This window comes from Aeromonas sp. sif2433 (assembly GCF_019218705.1).
In the GTDB taxonomy this organism is placed as follows: Bacteria; Pseudomonadota; Gammaproteobacteria; order Enterobacterales; family Aeromonadaceae; genus Aeromonas; species Aeromonas encheleia.
On sequence record NZ_JAHUXD010000002.1, the window covers coordinates 11894 to 28633 of the forward strand.

The 16740-nt window shown below is 63.0% G+C and carries 13 protein-coding genes; 4 read left to right on the forward strand and 9 right to left on the reverse strand.

The genetic code is table 11. The annotated features are described in order from the left end of the window. Positions 1 to 584: 584 nt before the first annotated feature. Both gltB and KW825_RS03005 read left to right on the forward strand, forming a co-directional pair. On the forward strand, positions 585 to 5042 hold the full coding sequence (gltB, locus tag KW825_RS03000; protein WP_218328175.1) for a glutamate synthase large subunit: 4458 nt from the start codon (positions 585 to 587) through the stop codon (positions 5040 to 5042). A gap of 12 nt (positions 5043 to 5054) precedes the next feature. Continuing rightward, positions 5055 to 6470 carry an FAD-dependent oxidoreductase gene (locus KW825_RS03005; RefSeq protein ID WP_218328176.1) on the forward strand — a complete coding sequence of 472 codons (1416 nt, stop codon included), beginning with the start codon at positions 5055 to 5057 and terminating at the stop codon, positions 6468 to 6470. Between the two features lie 95 nt (positions 6471 to 6565). Here the strand turns inward: KW825_RS03005 and KW825_RS03010 are convergent, their stop codons facing one another. The 4 genes from KW825_RS03010 to soxR all read right to left on the reverse strand — a co-directional run bounded on the left by KW825_RS03010 (position 6566) and on the right by soxR (position 9571). Then, complete coding sequence (locus tag KW825_RS03010; protein WP_218328177.1) at positions 6566 to 7327, reverse strand: amino acid ABC transporter ATP-binding protein; 762 nt, start codon at positions 7325 to 7327, stop codon at positions 6566 to 6568. Beyond that, the gene (locus KW825_RS03015; protein ID WP_218328178.1) at positions 7324 to 7980 is read right to left on the reverse strand and encodes an amino acid ABC transporter permease; all 657 of its coding nucleotides are present in this window, start codon (positions 7978 to 7980) and stop codon (positions 7324 to 7326) included. Before KW825_RS03015 ends, KW825_RS03010 begins: the two co-directional genes overlap by 4 nt. A gap of 57 nt (positions 7981 to 8037) precedes the next feature. Beyond that, a complete protein-coding gene (locus KW825_RS03020; RefSeq protein ID WP_218328179.1) occupies positions 8038 to 8811 on the reverse strand; it encodes an amino acid ABC transporter substrate-binding protein in 774 nt (257 codons plus the stop codon). Between the two features lie 301 nt (positions 8812 to 9112). Then, entirely contained in the window at positions 9113 to 9571 is a 459-nt protein-coding gene (soxR, locus tag KW825_RS03025) for a redox-sensitive transcriptional activator SoxR (protein ID WP_218328180.1), read from the reverse strand. Positions 9572 to 9643: 72 nt separating this feature from the next. Here soxR and KW825_RS03030 point away from each other — a divergent pair, with 72 nt between their 5' ends. Continuing rightward, positions 9644 to 10621 carry a questin oxidase family protein gene (locus tag KW825_RS03030; protein WP_218328181.1) on the forward strand — a complete coding sequence of 326 codons (978 nt, stop codon included), beginning with the start codon at positions 9644 to 9646 and terminating at the stop codon, positions 10619 to 10621. Here KW825_RS03030 and KW825_RS03035 read toward each other — a convergent pair. From KW825_RS03035 to KW825_RS03055, 5 genes are all read right to left on the reverse strand, one after another. After that, complete coding sequence (locus KW825_RS03035) at positions 10618 to 11052, reverse strand: protease (RefSeq protein WP_218328182.1); 435 nt, start codon at positions 11050 to 11052, stop codon at positions 10618 to 10620. The genes KW825_RS03030 and KW825_RS03035 overlap by 4 nt on opposite strands. Positions 11053 to 11097: 45 nt before the next feature. Continuing rightward, positions 11098 to 12141 carry a M35 family metallo-endopeptidase gene (locus KW825_RS03040; protein WP_218328183.1) on the reverse strand — a complete coding sequence of 348 codons (1044 nt, stop codon included), beginning with the start codon at positions 12139 to 12141 and terminating at the stop codon, positions 11098 to 11100. Positions 12142 to 12418: 277 nt separating this feature from the next. Next, positions 12419 to 13063, reverse strand: a complete 645-nt coding sequence (locus KW825_RS03045; RefSeq protein WP_218328184.1) for a DUF2913 family protein — start codon at positions 13061 to 13063, stop codon at positions 12419 to 12421. A 101-nt stretch (positions 13064 to 13164) separates the two neighbouring features. Then, positions 13165 to 14460, reverse strand: coding sequence for a DEAD/DEAH box helicase (locus KW825_RS03050; protein WP_218328185.1), 1296 nt, complete (start codon positions 14458 to 14460; stop codon positions 13165 to 13167). 332 nt (positions 14461 to 14792) lie between these two features. Continuing rightward, positions 14793 to 15443 carry a DedA family protein gene (locus KW825_RS03055; RefSeq protein ID WP_218328186.1) on the reverse strand — a complete coding sequence of 217 codons (651 nt, stop codon included), beginning with the start codon at positions 15441 to 15443 and terminating at the stop codon, positions 14793 to 14795. A gap of 335 nt (positions 15444 to 15778) precedes the next feature. Here KW825_RS03055 and KW825_RS03060 point away from each other — a divergent pair, with 335 nt between their 5' ends. Continuing rightward, positions 15779 to 16738: a hypothetical protein gene (locus tag KW825_RS03060; RefSeq protein ID WP_218328187.1), complete on the forward strand. Its 960-nt coding sequence runs from the start codon at positions 15779 to 15781 to the stop codon at positions 16736 to 16738. Positions 16739 to 16740: the final 2 nt, after the last annotated feature.

Consider the following 16740-nt stretch of genomic DNA (forward strand, 5'->3'; position numbering starts at 1 on the left):
CGGGCGGGAGCCAGTCGGGAGGCTGAGCTGGATCAAGCGAAGCCGGGAACCAAAAACATATAAATATTCATCATATACCGAATAAGTATCCGCCAACTGGGGGTTCAGGGTACTTTTGGAAACCATTACGTCGACATGCATGATGAGAGAAGAGCCGAAATGGATCTCATAACTCTATGTAAGACATTGAAATTTCTTCAATAGCCCGCATGGGGATAAATGCAAGATGCAGAATGCCGAAATGTGATCCCTGCCAGACCTCATGACCCAGGGTTGGTAAGATTACTACAGTTCACCGGCACGATGCAGTCGACCACTAAAGCCAAAGTTATCAGCACAAAAAACCACAAAATATAAGATATTAAGATTTTTATTGAGATAAATCCCCATCGACACTCTAAAACCAACATTTTGTTATGACGATGTAACATTGCAAACAGCCGGGATGTGTAATTGACCTTGCCTGAAAATCCCATTAGTTTGGAGATTCGCCACCTCAGGCGGACGGAACCACAAGAGCCAATCGCAATTTATGCAATCTGTTGATGACAGTGCGATGGAAGGCCGAGCAAGGGAGAAATGCAATGTCACTATATGATCCAAAGCTGGAGAGGGATAACTGTGGCTTCGGCCTGTTGGCCCACATGGAAGGGGAAGCCAGCCACAAACTTGTCCGTCTCGCGATGTCAGCCTTGGCTCGCATGCAGCACCGCGGCGGCATCTCCGCCGATGGCAAGACCGGCGACGGCTGCGGCCTGCTGCTGCAAAAACCGGACAGCTTCTATCGGGCTGTCGCCGAGGAGAAGGGATGGCACCTGGGCCGCAACTATGCGGTCGGCATGCTGTTCCTGAACCCGGACCCCGTCCTGGCCCAGCAGACCCGCGACATCATCGACGAGGAGCTGGAAAGAGAGACCTTGAGTCTGGTCGGTTGGCGCAAGGTGCCCATCGATACCAATGTGCTCGGTCCCATCGCCAAGGCCTCCCTGCCCAGCATCGAACAGGTCTTTGTCAACGCGCCGCCAGGCTGGGTCGACAAGGATCTCGAGCGCCGCCTCTATATAGTGCGCCGCCGCATCGAGAAGCGCATCAGCGACGACTACTTCTATGTGGTCAGCCTCTCCAACCTGGTCACCGTCTATAAAGGGCTGTGCATGCCGGTGGATTTGCCGCGCTTCTATCTGGACTTGGCCGACATCCGCATGCAGGCCGCCATCTGCGTGTTCCACCAGCGCTTCTCCACCAATACCAGCCCGCGCTGGCCCTTGGCGCAACCCTTCCGTTATCTCGCCCACAACGGCGAGATCAACACCATCGCCGGCAACCGCCAGTGGGCCAAGGCGCGCAGCTACAAGTTCGCCACCCCGCTGATCCCTGACTTGCAAGAGGCGGCCCCCTTCGTCAACACCACCGGCTCCGACTCCTCCAGCCTCGACAACATGCTGGACCTGTTCCTGGCCGGTGGCATGGACCTGTTCCGCGCCATGCGCCTGCTGATCCCGCCCGCATGGCAGAAGCACCCGAACATGGATGACGATCTGCGCGCCTTCTATGACTTCAACTCCATGCACATGGAGCCCTGGGATGGCCCGGCCGGCATCGTCATGACCGATGGCCGCTACGCCACCTGTGCGTTGGACCGTAACGGCCTGCGCCCGGCCCGCTACGTCATCACCAAGGACAAGTTCATCACCCTCGCCTCCGAGGTCGGCACCTGGGACTACACCCCGGACGAGGTGCTGGAGAAGGGCCGGGTCGGCCCGGGCGAGCTGTTCGTGGTGGATACCAGCAACGGCAAGGTGTGGACCAGCTTCGAGATCGATGACGATCTCAAGAGCCGTCACACCTACAAGCAGTGGATGGACAAGCACTGCAAACGGCTGGTGCCGTTCGAGCAGATGGATGACGCCAGTACCGGCGCCCGCGAGTTCTCGGACGATCAACTCAAGACCTATCAAAAACTGTTCGGCTACTCCTACGAGGAGCTGGATCAGATCATCCGCGTGCTCGGCGAGAACGGCCAGGAGGCGGTGGGCTCCATGGGGGATGACACCCCGATGGCGGTGCTCTCCTCCAGCCAACGTACCCTGTACGACTACTTCCGCCAGATGTTCGCCCAGGTGACCAACCCGCCCATCGATCCGCTGCGGGAAAATCACGTCATGTCGCTGGCCACCTGTATCGGCCGCGAGCAGAACGTGTTCAACGAGACCTTCGGCCACGCCCACCGGGTGCTGTTCCAGTCGCCGATCCTGCTCTACTCCGACTTCCATCAGCTGCTGGCGCTGGAGGGGGAACACTACCGTCATGCGGTGCTGAGCCTCAACTACCAGCCCGAAGAGGGGCTGCAAGGGGCGCTTGAGCGGCTGTGCAACGACGCAGCCGACAAGGCACGCGGTGGTACCGTCCTGCTGATCCTGTCGGATCGGGACGTCAGTGCCGATACCCTGCCCATTCCCGCCGCCATGGCGGTGGGCGCGGTGCAACGCACCCTGGTCGACAACAACCTGCGCTGCGACGCCAACATACTGGTGGAGACCGCCAGCGTGCGCGACCCGCACCACTTCTCGGTGCTACTGGGCTTTGGCGCCACCGCCATCTACCCCTATCTGGCCTACGAGACCATCGCCAAGCAGGTCGAGGAAGGCGTGCTCAAGATGAGCCTGCGCCAGGCCATGCTCAACTACCGCAACGGCATCAACAAGGGCCTCTACAAGGTGATGTCCAAGATGGGCATCAGCACGGTGGCGAGCTACCGCTGCTCCCAGCTGTTCGAGGCGGTGGGCCTCTCCCAATCCGTGGTCGAGCTGTGCTTCCGCGGCGTCGCCAGCCGTATCCAGGGCAGTGATTTTGGCGACATCCAGCAGGATCAGATCAACCTGGCCCGCCAGGCCTGGCTGGCGCGCAAGGAGCTCACTCAGGGCGGCCTGCTCAAGTTCGTCCACGGTGGCGAGTATCACACCTACAACCCGGACGTGGTGCAGACCCTGCAAGTGGCGGTGCGCTCCGGCAACTACGCCGATTACAAGGAGTACGCCCGCCTGGTGAACGAGCGGCCGGTGGCCACCCTGCGCGATCTGCTCGCCCTGAAACAGGGCACCAGCCCGGTTGAACTGGACAAGGTTGAGCCCGCAGCCAGCCTGTTCCCCCGCTTCGACTCCGCCGCCATGTCCATAGGCGCCCTGGGCCCTGAGGCGCACGAGGCGCTGGCCGTGGCCATGAACCGCCTCGGCGGCAAGAGCAACTCGGGCGAAGGTGGTGAAGATCCCAAGCGCTTCGGCACTGAGAAGAATTCCCGCATCAAACAGGTGGCATCTGGTCGCTTCGGCGTCACCCCCCACTACCTGATGAACGCCGATGTGGTGCAGATCAAGGTGGCCCAGGGCGCCAAGCCCGGCGAAGGCGGCCAGCTGCCCGGTGACAAGGTGACCGCCCAGATCGCCAAACTGCGCTATTCCGTGCCCGGCGTGACCCTGATCTCACCACCACCGCACCACGACATCTACTCCATCGAGGACTTGGCCCAGCTCATCTTCGACATCAAGCAGATCAATCCGGATTGCCTGGTGTCGGTCAAGCTGGTGTCCGAGCCCGGCGTCGGCACCATCGCCTGCGGCGTGGCCAAGGCCTATGCCGACTTCATCACCGTCTCCGGTTATGACGGCGGCACCGGCGCCAGCCCGCTCAGCTCGGTCAAATACGCCGGCTCCCCCTGGGAGCTGGGCCTGGCCGAGACCCAACAGGCCCTGGTGGCCAACGGCCTGCGCCACAAGGTGCGGCTGCAGGTGGACGGCGGCCTCAAGACCGGTCTGGACATCATCAAGGCCGCCATCCTCGGCGCCGAGAGCTTCGGCTTCGGCACCGGCCCCATGGTAGCGCTCGGCTGCAAATACCTGCGTATCTGCCACCTGAACAACTGCGCCACCGGCGTCGCGACCCAGGATGAGAAGCTGCGCCGCGAACACTTCACCGGCCTGCCGGAGATGGTGATGAACTACTTCAAGTTCATCGCCGAAGAGACTCGCGAACTGATGGCCCAGCTGGGGGTGACCCAGCTGACGGATCTGATCGGTCGCACCGATCTGCTGGAGGCCCTGCCCGGCCTCACCGCCCGTCAGGCCAAGCTGGATCTCTCCGGCATACTGGCGAGCCCGGTGGCACCGGCAGGCTCCAGCCTGTTCAGCCAGCAGCACAACCCGACCTTCGACAAGGGCCCGCTCAACTTGCAGATGGTGGCGGACCTGCTGGACGCGGTCGAGCACAAGTCTGGCGGCGAATTCCGCTACGACATCCGCAACACCGACCGCTCGGTGGGTGCCCGTCTCTCTGGCGAAATCGTCAAGCGTCACGGCAACCAGGGCATGGCGGCGGATCCGGTTCGGGTTCACTTCAATGGCACCGCAGGTCAGAGCTTCGGTGTCTGGAACGCGGGCGGCCTCGAGATGATACTCACCGGCGATGCCAACGACTATGTCGGCAAGGGCATGACCGGCGGCAAGCTGGTGGTCAAACCCCACGTCGGCGTGGCGTTCAAGTCCCACGAAGCGGCCATTATCGGCAACACCTGCCTCTACGGTGCCACCGGCGGCAAGCTCTACGCGGCAGGCACGGCGGGCGAGCGCTTCGCGGTGCGCAACTCCGGCGCCCTGGCAGTGGTCGAGGGGATAGGCGACAACGGCTGTGAATACATGACCGGCGGCATAGTCACCATACTCGGCACCACGGGCGTCAACTTCGCGGCGGGCATGACAGGTGGTTTCGCCTACGTGCTGGACGAGTGCGGCAACTTTGCCAAGCGCACCAACCCCGAGCTGGTGGAACTGCTGGACGTGGCGGATCTCGCCATCCATCAGGAGCACCTGCGCGGCATCATCACGGCGCACCTGAACGAGACAGGCAGCTCGCGCGCCGAGGAGATACTGGCCAATTTCGACTCCTATGTGCCCAAGTTCAGGCTGATCAAGCCCAAGTCCAGCGACGTCAAATCCCTGCTTGGCCACACCAGCCGCTCTAGTGCAGAACTCAGAATCCAGGCGCAATAAGGAGGGAACCCTATGAGCCAGAACGTATTCCAGTTTATCGATGTCCAGCGGGTCGACCCGCCGAAGAAACCGCTCAAGATCCGCAAGATCCAGTTCGTGGAGATCTACGAGCCCTTCAACCAGGCCCAGGTCGGCATGCAGGCGGATCGTTGCCTCGACTGCGGCAACCCCTATTGCGAGTGGAAGTGCCCGGTGCACAACTACATCCCCAACTGGCTGAAGCTGGCCAACGAGGGGCGCATCCTGGAGGCGGTGGAGCTCTCCCACCAGACCAACAGCCTGCCGGAGGTGTGCGGACGGGTCTGCCCGCAGGATCGGCTGTGTGAGGGTGCCTGCACCCTCAACGACAGATTCGGCGCCGTCACCATAGGCAACATCGAGAAGTACATCACCGACAAGGCGTTCGAGATGGGCTGGCGCCCGGATCTCTCCAAGGTGATCCAGACCGGCAAGCGGGTCGCCGTCATCGGCGCCGGCCCGGCCGGGCTCGCCTGCGCCGACGTGCTGGCGCGCAGCGGTGTCAGCGCCGTGGTGTTCGACAAGTATCCGGAGATCGGCGGCCTGCTGACCTTCGGCATCCCCTCGTTCAAGCTGGAAAAAGAGGTGATGCAACGCCGGCGCGAGATCTTCGAGGGCATGGGGATCGAGTTCCGTCTCGAGACCGAGGTGGGCCGGGACGTCACCTTCGCCGACTTGCTCGGTGAGTTCGATGCGGTCTTCCTCGGGGTCGGCACCTACAAGTACATGAAGGGCGGCTTCGAGAATGAGACGGCGCCTGGCGTGTACGACGCCCTGCCCTACCTCATCTCCAACGCCAACCGGCTGCTGGGCTTCGAGAAGGCACAGGCCGATTACATCGACTTCGCCGGCAAACAGGTGGTGGTGCTCGGCGGTGGCGATACCGCCATGGACTGCGTGCGCACCGCCATCCGTCAGGGTGCCGACAAGGTGATCTGCGCCTACCGTCGCGATGCCGAGAACATGCCGGGCTCCAAGCGGGAGGTGAAGAACGCCTACGAGGAAGGGGTGGAATTTATGTTCAACCTGCAGCCCATCGGCGTGGAGCTCGATGCCCAGGGCCGCACCTGCGGCATCAAGGTGGTGAGCACCGAGCTCGCCGCCCCCGATGCCAACGGCCGCCGCAATCCGGTGGTGATCGAAGGCTCCGAGCGGGTGCTGGCCGCCGATGCGGTGGTGATGGCGTTCGGCTTCCAGCCCAACCCCCAGCCCTGGATGGCGGAGTACGGCATCGAGCTCGACAACCGGGATCGCATCAAGGCCCGCGAGCAGGCGGACTACGCCTTCCAGACCAGCAACCCCAAGGTGTTCGCCGGTGGCGATGCGGTGCGCGGCTCGGATCTGGTGGTCACCGCCATCTACGAGGGTCGCAAGGCCGCCGAAGGGATCATGGACTATCTGGCCGTTTAATCTGCCATCCAAGGTTCACCTCCCCCCAGCAAACAGCCCCGCAGATGCGGGGCTGTTTCTTTAGGTGGCTAACCACCCGTTCACCACGGCGGCCACTAGATGCTCCAGTTCTCCGGCAACCGCTCGGTCAGGGTGGAGATGTACTCGAAGGTGCGTGCCCGCCTGGGGGTGGTGAACATCTGGCGCGCACTGCCCGCCTCCACTATCTCCCCCGCCTCGAGGAAGATCACCTGTTGCGCTATCTGGGCCGCCAGGCGCAGATCATGGGTGGCGATCAGCATGGTGGTGCCTTCGCGGGCCAGCTGGCGCAGCACGGCCACCACCTCCAGCGCGAGTTCGGGATCCAGTGCCGAGGTCGGCTCGTCACAGAGCAGCACCTTGGGTGACTGGGCCAGTGCCCGCGCGATGGCGACCCGCTGCTGCTGGCCGCCGGAGAGGGTGGCGGGCACAGTCTCGGCCTTGTGGCTGAGCCCCACCTTGTCGAGCAGCAGCAAACCACGCGCCACCGCCTTGGCCTTCGGCCACTTCAGCACCGTCACCAGGCCTTCGATCACGTTCTCCAGCACCGTCATGTGCGGAAACAGCTGGAAGTTCTGGAACACCATGCCGGTCTGCTGGCGCAGGCTCAGCACGCTCTGGCGCGACAGGTGATGGGAGAAGTCGAGCTCGATCCCCCCCAGCACCAGTCGCCCCGCATCCGGCCGCTCCAGCAGATTCACGCAGCGCAGCAAGGTACTCTTGCCGCTGCCGGAGGGACCGATCAGCGCGGTGACGCTGCCCGCCGCCAGCGCAAGACCGACCCCCTTCAGCACCCGCTGGCCGCCAAATTGCTTCTCGATACCACTCAACCGGATCATGGGGCGACCTCCCGGGTCTCTTTGTGGGTCAACTTGCGCTCCAGCCAGTCTTGCAGGGTGGAGAGCACCGAGCTGAACAGCAGGTAGATGATGGCCGTCTCGGTGTAGAGGATGAGCGGCTCATAGGTGACGGAGGCGAGCCGCTGAGCGGCCTGAAACAACTCGGGTACCGTCACCGCCGCCGCCAGCGAGGTGTCCTTGACCAGCGAGATGAAGGTGTTGGAGAGCGGTGGCACCGCGATGCGCGCCGCCTGTGGCAGTATCACCCGCCACATCACCTGGGGCCAGTTCATGCCGATGGAGTGGGCCGCCTCCCACTGCCCTTTCGGGATAGCCGCCAGGGTGGCGCGGATGATCTCCGAGCTGTAGGCGCCGATGTTGAGGGTGAAGCCGATGACCGCGGCAGTGAAGGCATCCAGCACTATGCCGGCGCTCGGCAAGCCGTAGAAGATGAGGAACAGCTGCACCAGCAGTGGCGTGCCCCGAATGAGCCAGACATAGAAGCGGACCAGCACAATCAGGGGAGCCGGACCATACAGCCTTGCCAGTGCCACCAGAAATCCAAGCAATATTCCCAGCACGAAGGTGATCAGCGTCAATGGCACGGTAAAAATAAGCCCCGCGCTGAGCAGGGGCCAAAAAGAGTCGATCATTAACTGCAACCAGGCTGGCACGTTAATTTCCTCGGTTGTTATTATGTTGCCGCGATATTATTGCGAGACGTCAGTGCCAAAATATTTCAGCGATATCTTCTGATAGCTGCCGTCTTGCTTGGCGGTGCGCAGCGTCTGATTGATGGCGGCCAGCAATTCCGGTTGTCCCTTGGCGAGCAGCACGGCCGATTGATCCCCCTTCGCCTCGGTTGCCGCCACCTTCAACTTGGCATCCGGCTTCTGTTTCTTGAAGTCCAGGTAGGAGAGACTGTCGTTGATGGTGGCATCCACCCGCCCGCTCAGCACCAGCTCCAGCGACTGGTTGAAGCCCTCGGTGGCCACCACCTCGGCCCCCGATGCCTTCGCCAGTTGGGCGAAGTTGCTGGTCAGGGACTGGGAGGATTTCTTGCCCCTCAGATCCGCGAAGCTGTTGATGCTGCTGTTGTCGCTGTGCACCACCACCACCGCCTTGGAGATGATGTAAGGATCTGAAAAATCATATTTTTTCAGCCGATCCGGGGTGATGGCCACCTCGTTCAGCACCAGGTCGTAGCGCCTGGCATCCACCCCGGCGATGAGCCCATCCCACTTGCCTTCGACGAAGTCCGGCTTGACCCCGAGACCGCTGGCGATCAGTTCGCCGATCTCCACATCAAAGCCCACCAGCTTGCCGCTCTTGTCGTGATAGGTGAACGGGGGGTATGCGCCTTCGGTGCCTATCTTGATCACCCCGGCGCTCTGGATAGAGGCAAGACTGGATTGGGCCTCGGCCGAGGTCATCACGGCCAGGGGAAGCGCGGCTAATAAAAACAGGGATCGCAAATGTTTCATTATTTACCTCGTTATATTTATGAGCATCCAACTTCTTGCCAAGGATAATAGGATGAAGCCATGTGATTATTATTCAGGGCTCCCGACGCCATCGTAATAACCCGATATTGATGCGGTGTTGACGGCATGGACAAAACATAACGCGGGGGGTGCCGTTATCGAACCATGAAATATGGCGATATTAAGCAAGATAATGACTAACGAAGATGGCGAGGGGATGGGTCAACAAATAGGGATGGGCAAGTACGGGGGCCTCGGCGCACCAGATGCCGAGCCAGCGTTCATGTTTATCATCTTCTGATCACTCGCCGGATGGCGGCACATCCCCCAGCAGATAACGGGGGCCGCTGCCCTGCCCGGCGGCCTGATCGGCCGGGTTGTAGAGGGCGCAGTGATCGAGTGACAGGCAACCGCAGCCGATGCAGGAGGTGAGCTTGCGCTTCATCAGTTGCAGAGCCTCGATACGCCGATCGAGCAGCCCCTGCCACTGGCTGGCGATCTGCTCCCAGTCGCCGCGATCCGGGGTGCGGCCATCGGGCAGGCCGGCGAGCGCCTCGCCAATCTCGCCCAGGCTCAGTCCCATCCCCTGCGCCACCCGGATGAAGGCGATGCGACGCAGCGCATCCTGCGGATAGAGGCGCCGCCCGCCGTCGTTGCGCACGCTGCTCAGCAAGCCCCGCTGCTCGTAGAAGCGCAGGGCGCTGGCGTTGACGCCTGAGCGTTTGACTATCTGGCCGATGGCCAACCACTTGCGCTGCATCTTCACCCTTGACCTCAAGTTAGCTTTAACTTGCACAATCCTGTCTCCCCTCATAAAAGGAGTCAAACGCTTATGGATTACCTGCATGCCCTGCTCGATGCCAACCAGACCTTCGCCCTCAATGGCCGGGACACCACCAACCACTGCCCCATGGCGCTGCACGCCCTGCACGAGATGGGGGCCAGTCCCCAACAGTTGCAGCACTTCTTCACCCATTGGCAGACCACCCAGGCCCTGCCGGCCGGGGTGAACAATCAGGGCGAAGAAGCGGAGACCCTGTTCGTGGAGCTGCGCCAGCAGCTGGTGCTCCGCTTCGCCAAAGAGGGCTGGTTGCCCAGCTTCGAGGCCCTGCTGGCGCGGCGCTGCTCACCCGCGGGGGGCGCCTTTCACCCCCTCATCCGCTTCGCCTGCGCGCTGGAAAATGGCCATCTGGGAGAGCAGGCGGCGGCGCTGGCCGCCTGGCAGTGCAAGGCCCTGATCCTGCCTGCCGGGGAAGGGGCGCCCTGCCGGGACGTCACCCGCCTGCTGGCCGGGCTGTCGGCTCACTGGGAGGGATCGCGCTGGCAGGGCGAGTGGATCACCGCGCGCCTGCGGCAGGTGGTGGCGGATCCACGCTGGCCAGGCTCGCTGCCACGCAGTCTCGATGGCGGGCAAGATGTGCTGGCACAGCTGGCCGAGGTCGCCCTGCCCCTCTATTGGCAGACCCGCAACTTCACAGGGCTGCACCTGGTGACCGGCAGCCGGGCCGCCGCCATAGTCGCACGCCACCTGCCAGAGGCACTGCAAGCCCCCTGGCAAACGCTGATGTGGCAGGGGGTAGCCGCCGCCTACGTCACGGTCGGGGCGCCCGCGTTGCGTTCCCTGCACTGGCCGGACGCCACAGGGCTGGATTGGGAGCTGGTGCTGCCGCGGGCGCTGGTCAGCCTGGACGATCATGTGATCAAGCTGGTGCACTGCTGCTGGCGGGAGCGGGCGCGCTCGCCCCATTATCTGGCGGTCGCCGCCCGCGCCGTGGGGCTGCTGGACGCGACGGGACGCAGCGCCGCTTAGGGCGCGGCGATGCGGCTAAAGCTGATGGCGGGGCAGATCGGCGCCACCCCCTGGGTCAGGGTCAGCGGCTGGGCGTGGTAGCTGAGGTGATAGACCCCGGGGCGCGACAAGTCGTAGACCTGGGTCAGCTCCGCATCCGCCCGGCTCTGCTGGCCGGCTCCCAGGATGAAGAAGTCGTCGGCGCCGGGGTTGCCCCGCTTGGCGAGCGGCCCCCTGTAGGCTATCGGCCGATCCGCCAGGGTGAGATCGATGGCATCGGCGAACCAGCCCTCGAACGGGGTGAACCAGCTCAACACCTCGATGGGCCCCTCCCCCTGGTTGGTCAGGGTCATCACCAGGGGCAGCGGCTCGTTCACCCGGCTTTCGGCCTGCACCGACAGTTCGCACTTCAGGGGGGCGAGCGCGAGCGTGGTCAGCAAGAGCGTCATCATGGCGCCTCCTTCCTTCAAAAGGGGGCCTTGCGGCCCCGGTAGGGATCAATTTTCGCTCGGGGTATTCTCGGCGAAATACTCGTGATTGTCGGCGTTACCCAGCGCCTTCAGCGGATCCGTGCTCGCCAGGTTGCGGGCATTGGCCTGACCGTAACCCAGATCGTCCGTCCCTGCCACCAGGTTGAAGTGGCTCAGCTCGTGAACTATGGTGCCGGCGCGGGAGTCGGTGCCGGTGACGGGGGCGGTCCAGAAGCTCTTGCACAGATAGACCTTGTAGGGCTGATCCGGATAGACGTAGGCGAAGTAGCTCTGCTTGCAGCCGCAGTCGAAGGTGAGCGGCTTGTTGTCTATTGCATCCTTGATCTTGCTGAAGTGGGTCTCGGCCTGATCCCAGCGGGAGGCATCATAGGCGCCAAACCAGCTGCGATAGCGCTGGCCACTCGGCTTGTCCACCGCCAGGTAGCTGCTGGAGTCGTTGCTGATGGTGCCGGCCGCATCCAGCGCCGTCAGGATGTCGCTCTTCTGGGTGTTGGTGCAGCGTCCGCTGAAGCTGACCGAGGCGGTGACGGCCTGCGGCTCGGCCAGGGGAGCGGCCTTGGCCTGCACCCGCTCATCGTTCACCCCCTCCACCCAGAGGCTGACGGCGTTGGACTCGCTGGCCTGGGCCTGCTTGGCCTTGGCGGCCTTCGCCTCCTGCGGCAGGGCCGGCAACCGGTAGCGAATGCTGTATTGGCCCTGGGCGCTCATATCGTAGAGGCCGGACACCTCGGCCTGCAGCGTCAGGCTCTGGCCGGCCTTGAGCTGCTGGAAGTCCTTGTCGGTCGGTGCCGCCCGCTTGATCAGGGCCCCCTCGTAGCCGACCCGCTGGCCATCGCGCTCCACCAGGAACAGGGGCGCGTCCTCGCTGCCCGGCAGTTGCCACTTGAGCAGGCGGATGGGCTTATCCCCCGTGTTGGTCAGAGTCAGGTTGACCCGCACATCGTCCGTGCCGCCATCCACCAGGGTGAGCCTGGCATCGAGCCCGGCGGCGCAGAGCGGAGAGGCCAGCATCGCGGCCAGCAGCAGGGCAATTGGAGTTGCTTTCATCATGTTTCCTCATTCATTGAGTAGCGCCATCAGGCGGTTTGCTTCCCTAAGGCCCTCTTTGGGGCCCACTCACCCTAGAGCAGAAGTTTTGCGCCACCATCTCACCATATGGGGGACGCCCCCCATCGGAGGGGGCACCTCGCAACCCCCTCGCCCTGCGACAGCATTGGGGGCGGAAACAGATGAAGGCGTCGCCCCGTCACTCGTTCCTGCCCTGTTTTTTGGCCATAAAAAACCCCGGCACAGGGCCGGGGTCATGGGAGCAGAGACGCTACTGTCGTCAGATATTGGCCTCGGCCAGCAGCGCCAGGGCGGGCTGGGCATTGGCGGGCACCAGTCGATACGCCTTGTGGTGCTTGACCAGGGTGGCCTTCTTGTCGCCCTGGCTCAGCAGCAGGCCCTGTGCAAAGGCCGCCTGTGCCAGTTGCTTCTCGTCACCGCGCACATAGAGGGTCAGCGGCTTGAGCAGCTCCCCTTCGGCGATATGCCCCTGATACTCGCTGGCCGAGATCACCAGGCTGGACTGACCCTGACTCAGCAGCCGCAGCTTGGCGTTCAGTTCGCTGTCGGTAAACACTAACCAACCCATGCTTTCCAACTCGGCCAGCAGGGCGGCGAGCCTGGCGCCCAGTTGCTCGGGTTCCGCCATGGCGCGACCGTACTGGCAGACGATGCGTTCCAGCAGACCCTTGAGAGCGGCGCCGGCCCCCAGGGTGCGGCCCTGCTGGATCCAGCCTTTCAGATCCTCCATCACCAGCCGGGAGAAGCGCTTCTCCTTGAGGGAATCCGCCATCCAGGTGCAGAGGAAGTGGCTTTCCTGGGCGGGGGTGCGCTTGCCGGCCTTCTGCTCGGCGGTGCGCGCCAGCTCGGCCAGGCTCTGGGTGGCCATGTCGAACAGGGCCTGATTGTAGTTGGGAGGGGTCATCACGGATCCTCAGAGAGACGGGCGGGTCATCAACAGCGTAAAGGCGCCACTGGCGCCTTTACGGGATGGGGGCTGCTGGCCCCCGCGCAGAGCTTGCCTGCTTATTTCGACTGACGGGGCTTCTTGGCGGCCGCCAGGCGCTTGAGGCGCTGACCCTGCAGCTTGGCTTCGGCCATGGCCTGGGCGGCGGCGTTATCCTCGCGCTGGGGACGCTTGCCGAAGCGGCGACGCTCGTGCAGCTGCTTGATCAGCTCGTCACGGCTGCTCACCTCGTAGCCCGGCACCATGATGCGGCGGATCTTCTGGCCGATCAGCTGCTCGATCTCGATCAGGGTGCGCTCCTCTTCACGGCTGACGAAGGAGATCGCCATGCCGCTCTTGCCGGCGCGGCCGGTACGGCCGATGCGGTGGACGTAATCCTCGGCCAGGAACGGCAGATCGTAGTTGACCACGTATTCCAGATCCGGGATATCCAGCCCACGGGCGGCCACCTCGGTGGACACCAGCACCCGTACCTTGCCTTCCACGAATTCGCGCAGGGCGCGGCGACGGCTGCCTTGCGCCTTGTCACCGTGCACCACGGCGGCCTTGATGCCATCCAGGTTCAGCTCTTCCACCAGCACGTCACAGCTCTCGCGGGTGCTGGCAAACACCAGCACCTGTTGCCAGTTCTGCTTGCCGATGAGCTCGGACAGCAGCTCGCGCTTGCGCTTCTGCTCCACCGGATAGACGGTGTGGCTGACGGTGTCGGCGGTGGAGTTCTGCTTGTTGACGCTGATGATCTGCGGGCGGTCCAGCATCAGGTTGGCGAGCTTCTTCACCGCGTCGGAGAAGGTGGCGGAGAACAGCAGGTTCTGGCGCTGCTTGTTGACCGCTTGCAGGATCTGCTGCACATCGGCGCTGAAGCCCATGTCGAGGATGCGATCCGCTTCGTCCAGCACCAGGCACTCGACGCCGGAGAGGCTGAGGTTGCAGGCGGTCAGATGCTCCAGCAGACGACCCGGGGTCGCCACTATGATGTGAGCGCCTGCTTTCAGCTTCTTGGCCTGCACGTCTTGCTTGCCACCGCCCACCAGCGTCAGCACGGTGATCTCGAGGTACTTGGCGAAGTCATTGATGTTGTTCGTGATCTGCTCGGCCAGCTCGCGGGTCGGGGTCATGATCAGCACCCGGGCGTTGGACGGCTGCAGCTCGGCCGGCTTGTCCAGCAGGCGTTGCAGGATCGGCAGCGCGAAGGCGGCGGTCTTGCCGGTCCCGGTCTGGGCGCTGGCCAGCACGTCGCTACCACGACGGATGGTCGGGATCGCCTGTTGCTGCACAGGGGTCATCTCCTGATAACCGCAATCTGAGATGGCGCGCAAAATCTCGGGGGCAAAATCGAACGATTCAAATCTCATATTGGGTTCCTGTGTTCCAGCTGGGCTGTAGTTGGCTTAAGTGGCTTGAGCCGGCTTGTGGCGCGGCATCGGCGAGGCTTGCGGCCAAGGACGGCTGAATCTGACATAGCGTCAGAGAGTGAGCCGGAAAATGGCGGGCGCGAAGTGTAACAGATAGGCGTCACAAATTCCGCCTCAAATGGCCTGTATTTTCATTGTGTTCGGGAGGGGAGATGGCGAGCCACCGCGATCGCCTCGCCCGCCGGCCAGACTTGCCCTCGGCCAGAGGCTGGATTGAACGCGCGCGACGAGGCAAAAGTGCGGCGGGCCAGGCGGCCCACCGCGGGGGAGGATCAGCTGGCCCGATCGCTCGAGCGCTTGAACAAGCGGAAGACGATGGTGGCGACGGCGACCACAAACAGCACGCACGAGGTCATCAGCAGGCACTTGGTCAGCAGCTCGTGATACTGGGCGAAGAAGGGGGAGAGCATGACGAAGCGGCCCACCAGCCCCAGCACCAGGGCCCAGAGGAAGGCGCTGGCGAAGCTTGCCATCACCAGCTTGAACCTGTCCAGATGACCCACCCCCATCAGCATGGGGGTCAGCACCCTGACGAAGGGAATGAAGCGGGAGATGAACATGGCCCAGAAGCCGTACTTTTCCAGCAGGCGGGTCGCCTTGGGCAGGCTGCCATCGGGGATCACCTTCTCCACCTTCTGCATGAAACGGGTGCCTTGCAGCGCCCTCCCCTGCAGATAGGCGATCAGACTGCCGCAGCCGGTCGCCAGCGGCAGATAGAGCAGCGGCACTTCCAGGCCGACCACCCCGAGCCCGACCAGGCCACCGGCCAGCAGCACCACGCTGTCGCCGGGCAGCGGCAGGAAGACGAAACTCGATTCGAGAAAGAGGATCACCACCAGGCAGGTGACGAGCAGACCCACGGCCTGCATATGAATAAGCTGTTCAAAATCCTGATGCCATATGGCATGCAGCATGTCCTGCATCTGGTCTGACTCCCGTCAACATAGTGCGAACCCGTCATGACGACCCAAGGGTCCTCACCCGGCAGTTTGTCCCTGTTGCCTCACCCCATACTTCCTGTGGGATGACCGTTATACACCGGTCGAACTGAACAAGAAATTAATGTCCGTCATGTTATGCGCACATTTCCTCGCCAAAAGGCGCACCCAGCCCTGCTGGCGCGGTGGGCGGCAGACGGCGGCGCTGCCCCGTTGGACGATAATATTGTCAGTTGACACAACGACTTGGCTGCCAAGGGGAATAAAAACCGTTACAGTGTAAAAGTTCCTCATCGGACGAGGACATCACGGAGCAAGGTATGGCGCTGATCCCCTCTTCTTACGGCAGAATTCTCTCACTGACTGGCCTCGGGCTGTTCAGCCTGGCGGCCCAGGCCAACGATGGGTCCATCATTCAGCAGCGCGCCAATGCCGTTGTCTCCCTGATGAGCTTCGCCGTGGTGCCCGACATCACCGCCAGCAACCTGGATATCGGCAGCAGCACCAATGAACAGGCGGCGCTGACCATCACCCAGCTCGGCGGCGGCGCCACCATGAGCGAGGGGTTCCCCATCTATCTGGAGGGCACCCTGGGTTACAGCCGCTACGATCCCCAGTTCGTGTTCAGCGACGGCAATGAAACTCGCACCATCCCGGTCAAGTGGAACAGCCTGAGCGCCACCGGTGGCATCGGCTGGGACTTCAGCCTGCACCGTGACCGCTGGGGCGGCAACCTGGTGCTGCGCCCCATCGGCAACTTCACCCTGGGGACAGTGGCCAGCGATCTGCGCATCGGCGCCGCCTTCATCTCTCACAAGACGGGCAAGAACCTCGATTTTCTCGACGGCGGCCGGCTCAACGTCTATGGCCTTGGGGGATCGCTGATGCTCGACTACGAGCTGTTCTCCAAGAGTCAGGACATAGATGCGGAGCTGCGCTACTCCTATCAGCAGCTGCAGAGCTACTCCGGCACCGCATCCAGCGTCGCCGGTCAGGCTGAGGCGGAGAACCTGGGGCTCTATCTGCGTCGTCGCGCCCCCATGTGGGACTGGACCCTGCTGGATCGCCCGCTGCGCTATGTGCTGGAGGCGGCCCGCACCGAATACCTCGGTGAGCAGCGCGGCCTGCTCGGCTTCAACAGCCTCAACTCGCTCGGCCTCGGGCTCGAACTCGACAGCAGCAAATACGATATCTTCATCAGCCGCACCCGGCTGGTCGGCCGTTATATGTTCAGCCACAACACCAGCGGCTATTCCGTCGGGCTGGCGATGAGTTTCTAACG

Bases quoted from the DNA above. Each gene is read 5' to 3' on its own strand.
- KW825_RS03055 (WP_218328186.1), bottom strand. From the start codon at position 15,443: ATGCAGGACATGCTGCATGCCATATGGCATCAGGATTTTGAACAGCTT.
- KW825_RS03060 (WP_218328187.1), top strand. From the start codon at position 15,779: ATGGCGCTGATCCCCTCTTCTTACGGCAGAATTCTCTCACTGACTGGC.
- KW825_RS03020 (WP_218328179.1), bottom strand. From the start codon at position 8,811: ATGAAACATTTGCGATCCCTGTTTTTATTAGCCGCGCTTCCCCTGGCC.
- KW825_RS03015 (WP_218328178.1), bottom strand. From the start codon at position 7,980: ATGATCGACTCTTTTTGGCCCCTGCTCAGCGCGGGGCTTATTTTTACC.
- KW825_RS03005 (WP_218328176.1), top strand. From the start codon at position 5,055: ATGAGCCAGAACGTATTCCAGTTTATCGATGTCCAGCGGGTCGACCCG.
- KW825_RS03010 (WP_218328177.1), bottom strand. From the start codon at position 7,327: ATGATCCGGTTGAGTGGTATCGAGAAGCAATTTGGCGGCCAGCGGGTG.
- KW825_RS03030 (WP_218328181.1), top strand. From the start codon at position 9,644: ATGGATTACCTGCATGCCCTGCTCGATGCCAACCAGACCTTCGCCCTC.
- KW825_RS03035 (WP_218328182.1), bottom strand. From the start codon at position 11,052: ATGATGACGCTCTTGCTGACCACGCTCGCGCTCGCCCCCCTGAAGTGC.
- KW825_RS03045 (WP_218328184.1), bottom strand. From the start codon at position 13,063: ATGACCCCTCCCAACTACAATCAGGCCCTGTTCGACATGGCCACCCAG.
- gltB (WP_218328175.1), top strand. From the start codon at position 585: ATGTCACTATATGATCCAAAGCTGGAGAGGGATAACTGTGGCTTCGGC.
- KW825_RS03050 (WP_218328185.1), bottom strand. From the start codon at position 14,460: ATGAGATTTGAATCGTTCGATTTTGCCCCCGAGATTTTGCGCGCCATC.
- soxR (WP_218328180.1), bottom strand. From the start codon at position 9,571: ATGCAGCGCAAGTGGTTGGCCATCGGCCAGATAGTCAAACGCTCAGGC.
- KW825_RS03040 (WP_218328183.1), bottom strand. From the start codon at position 12,141: ATGATGAAAGCAACTCCAATTGCCCTGCTGCTGGCCGCGATGCTGGCC.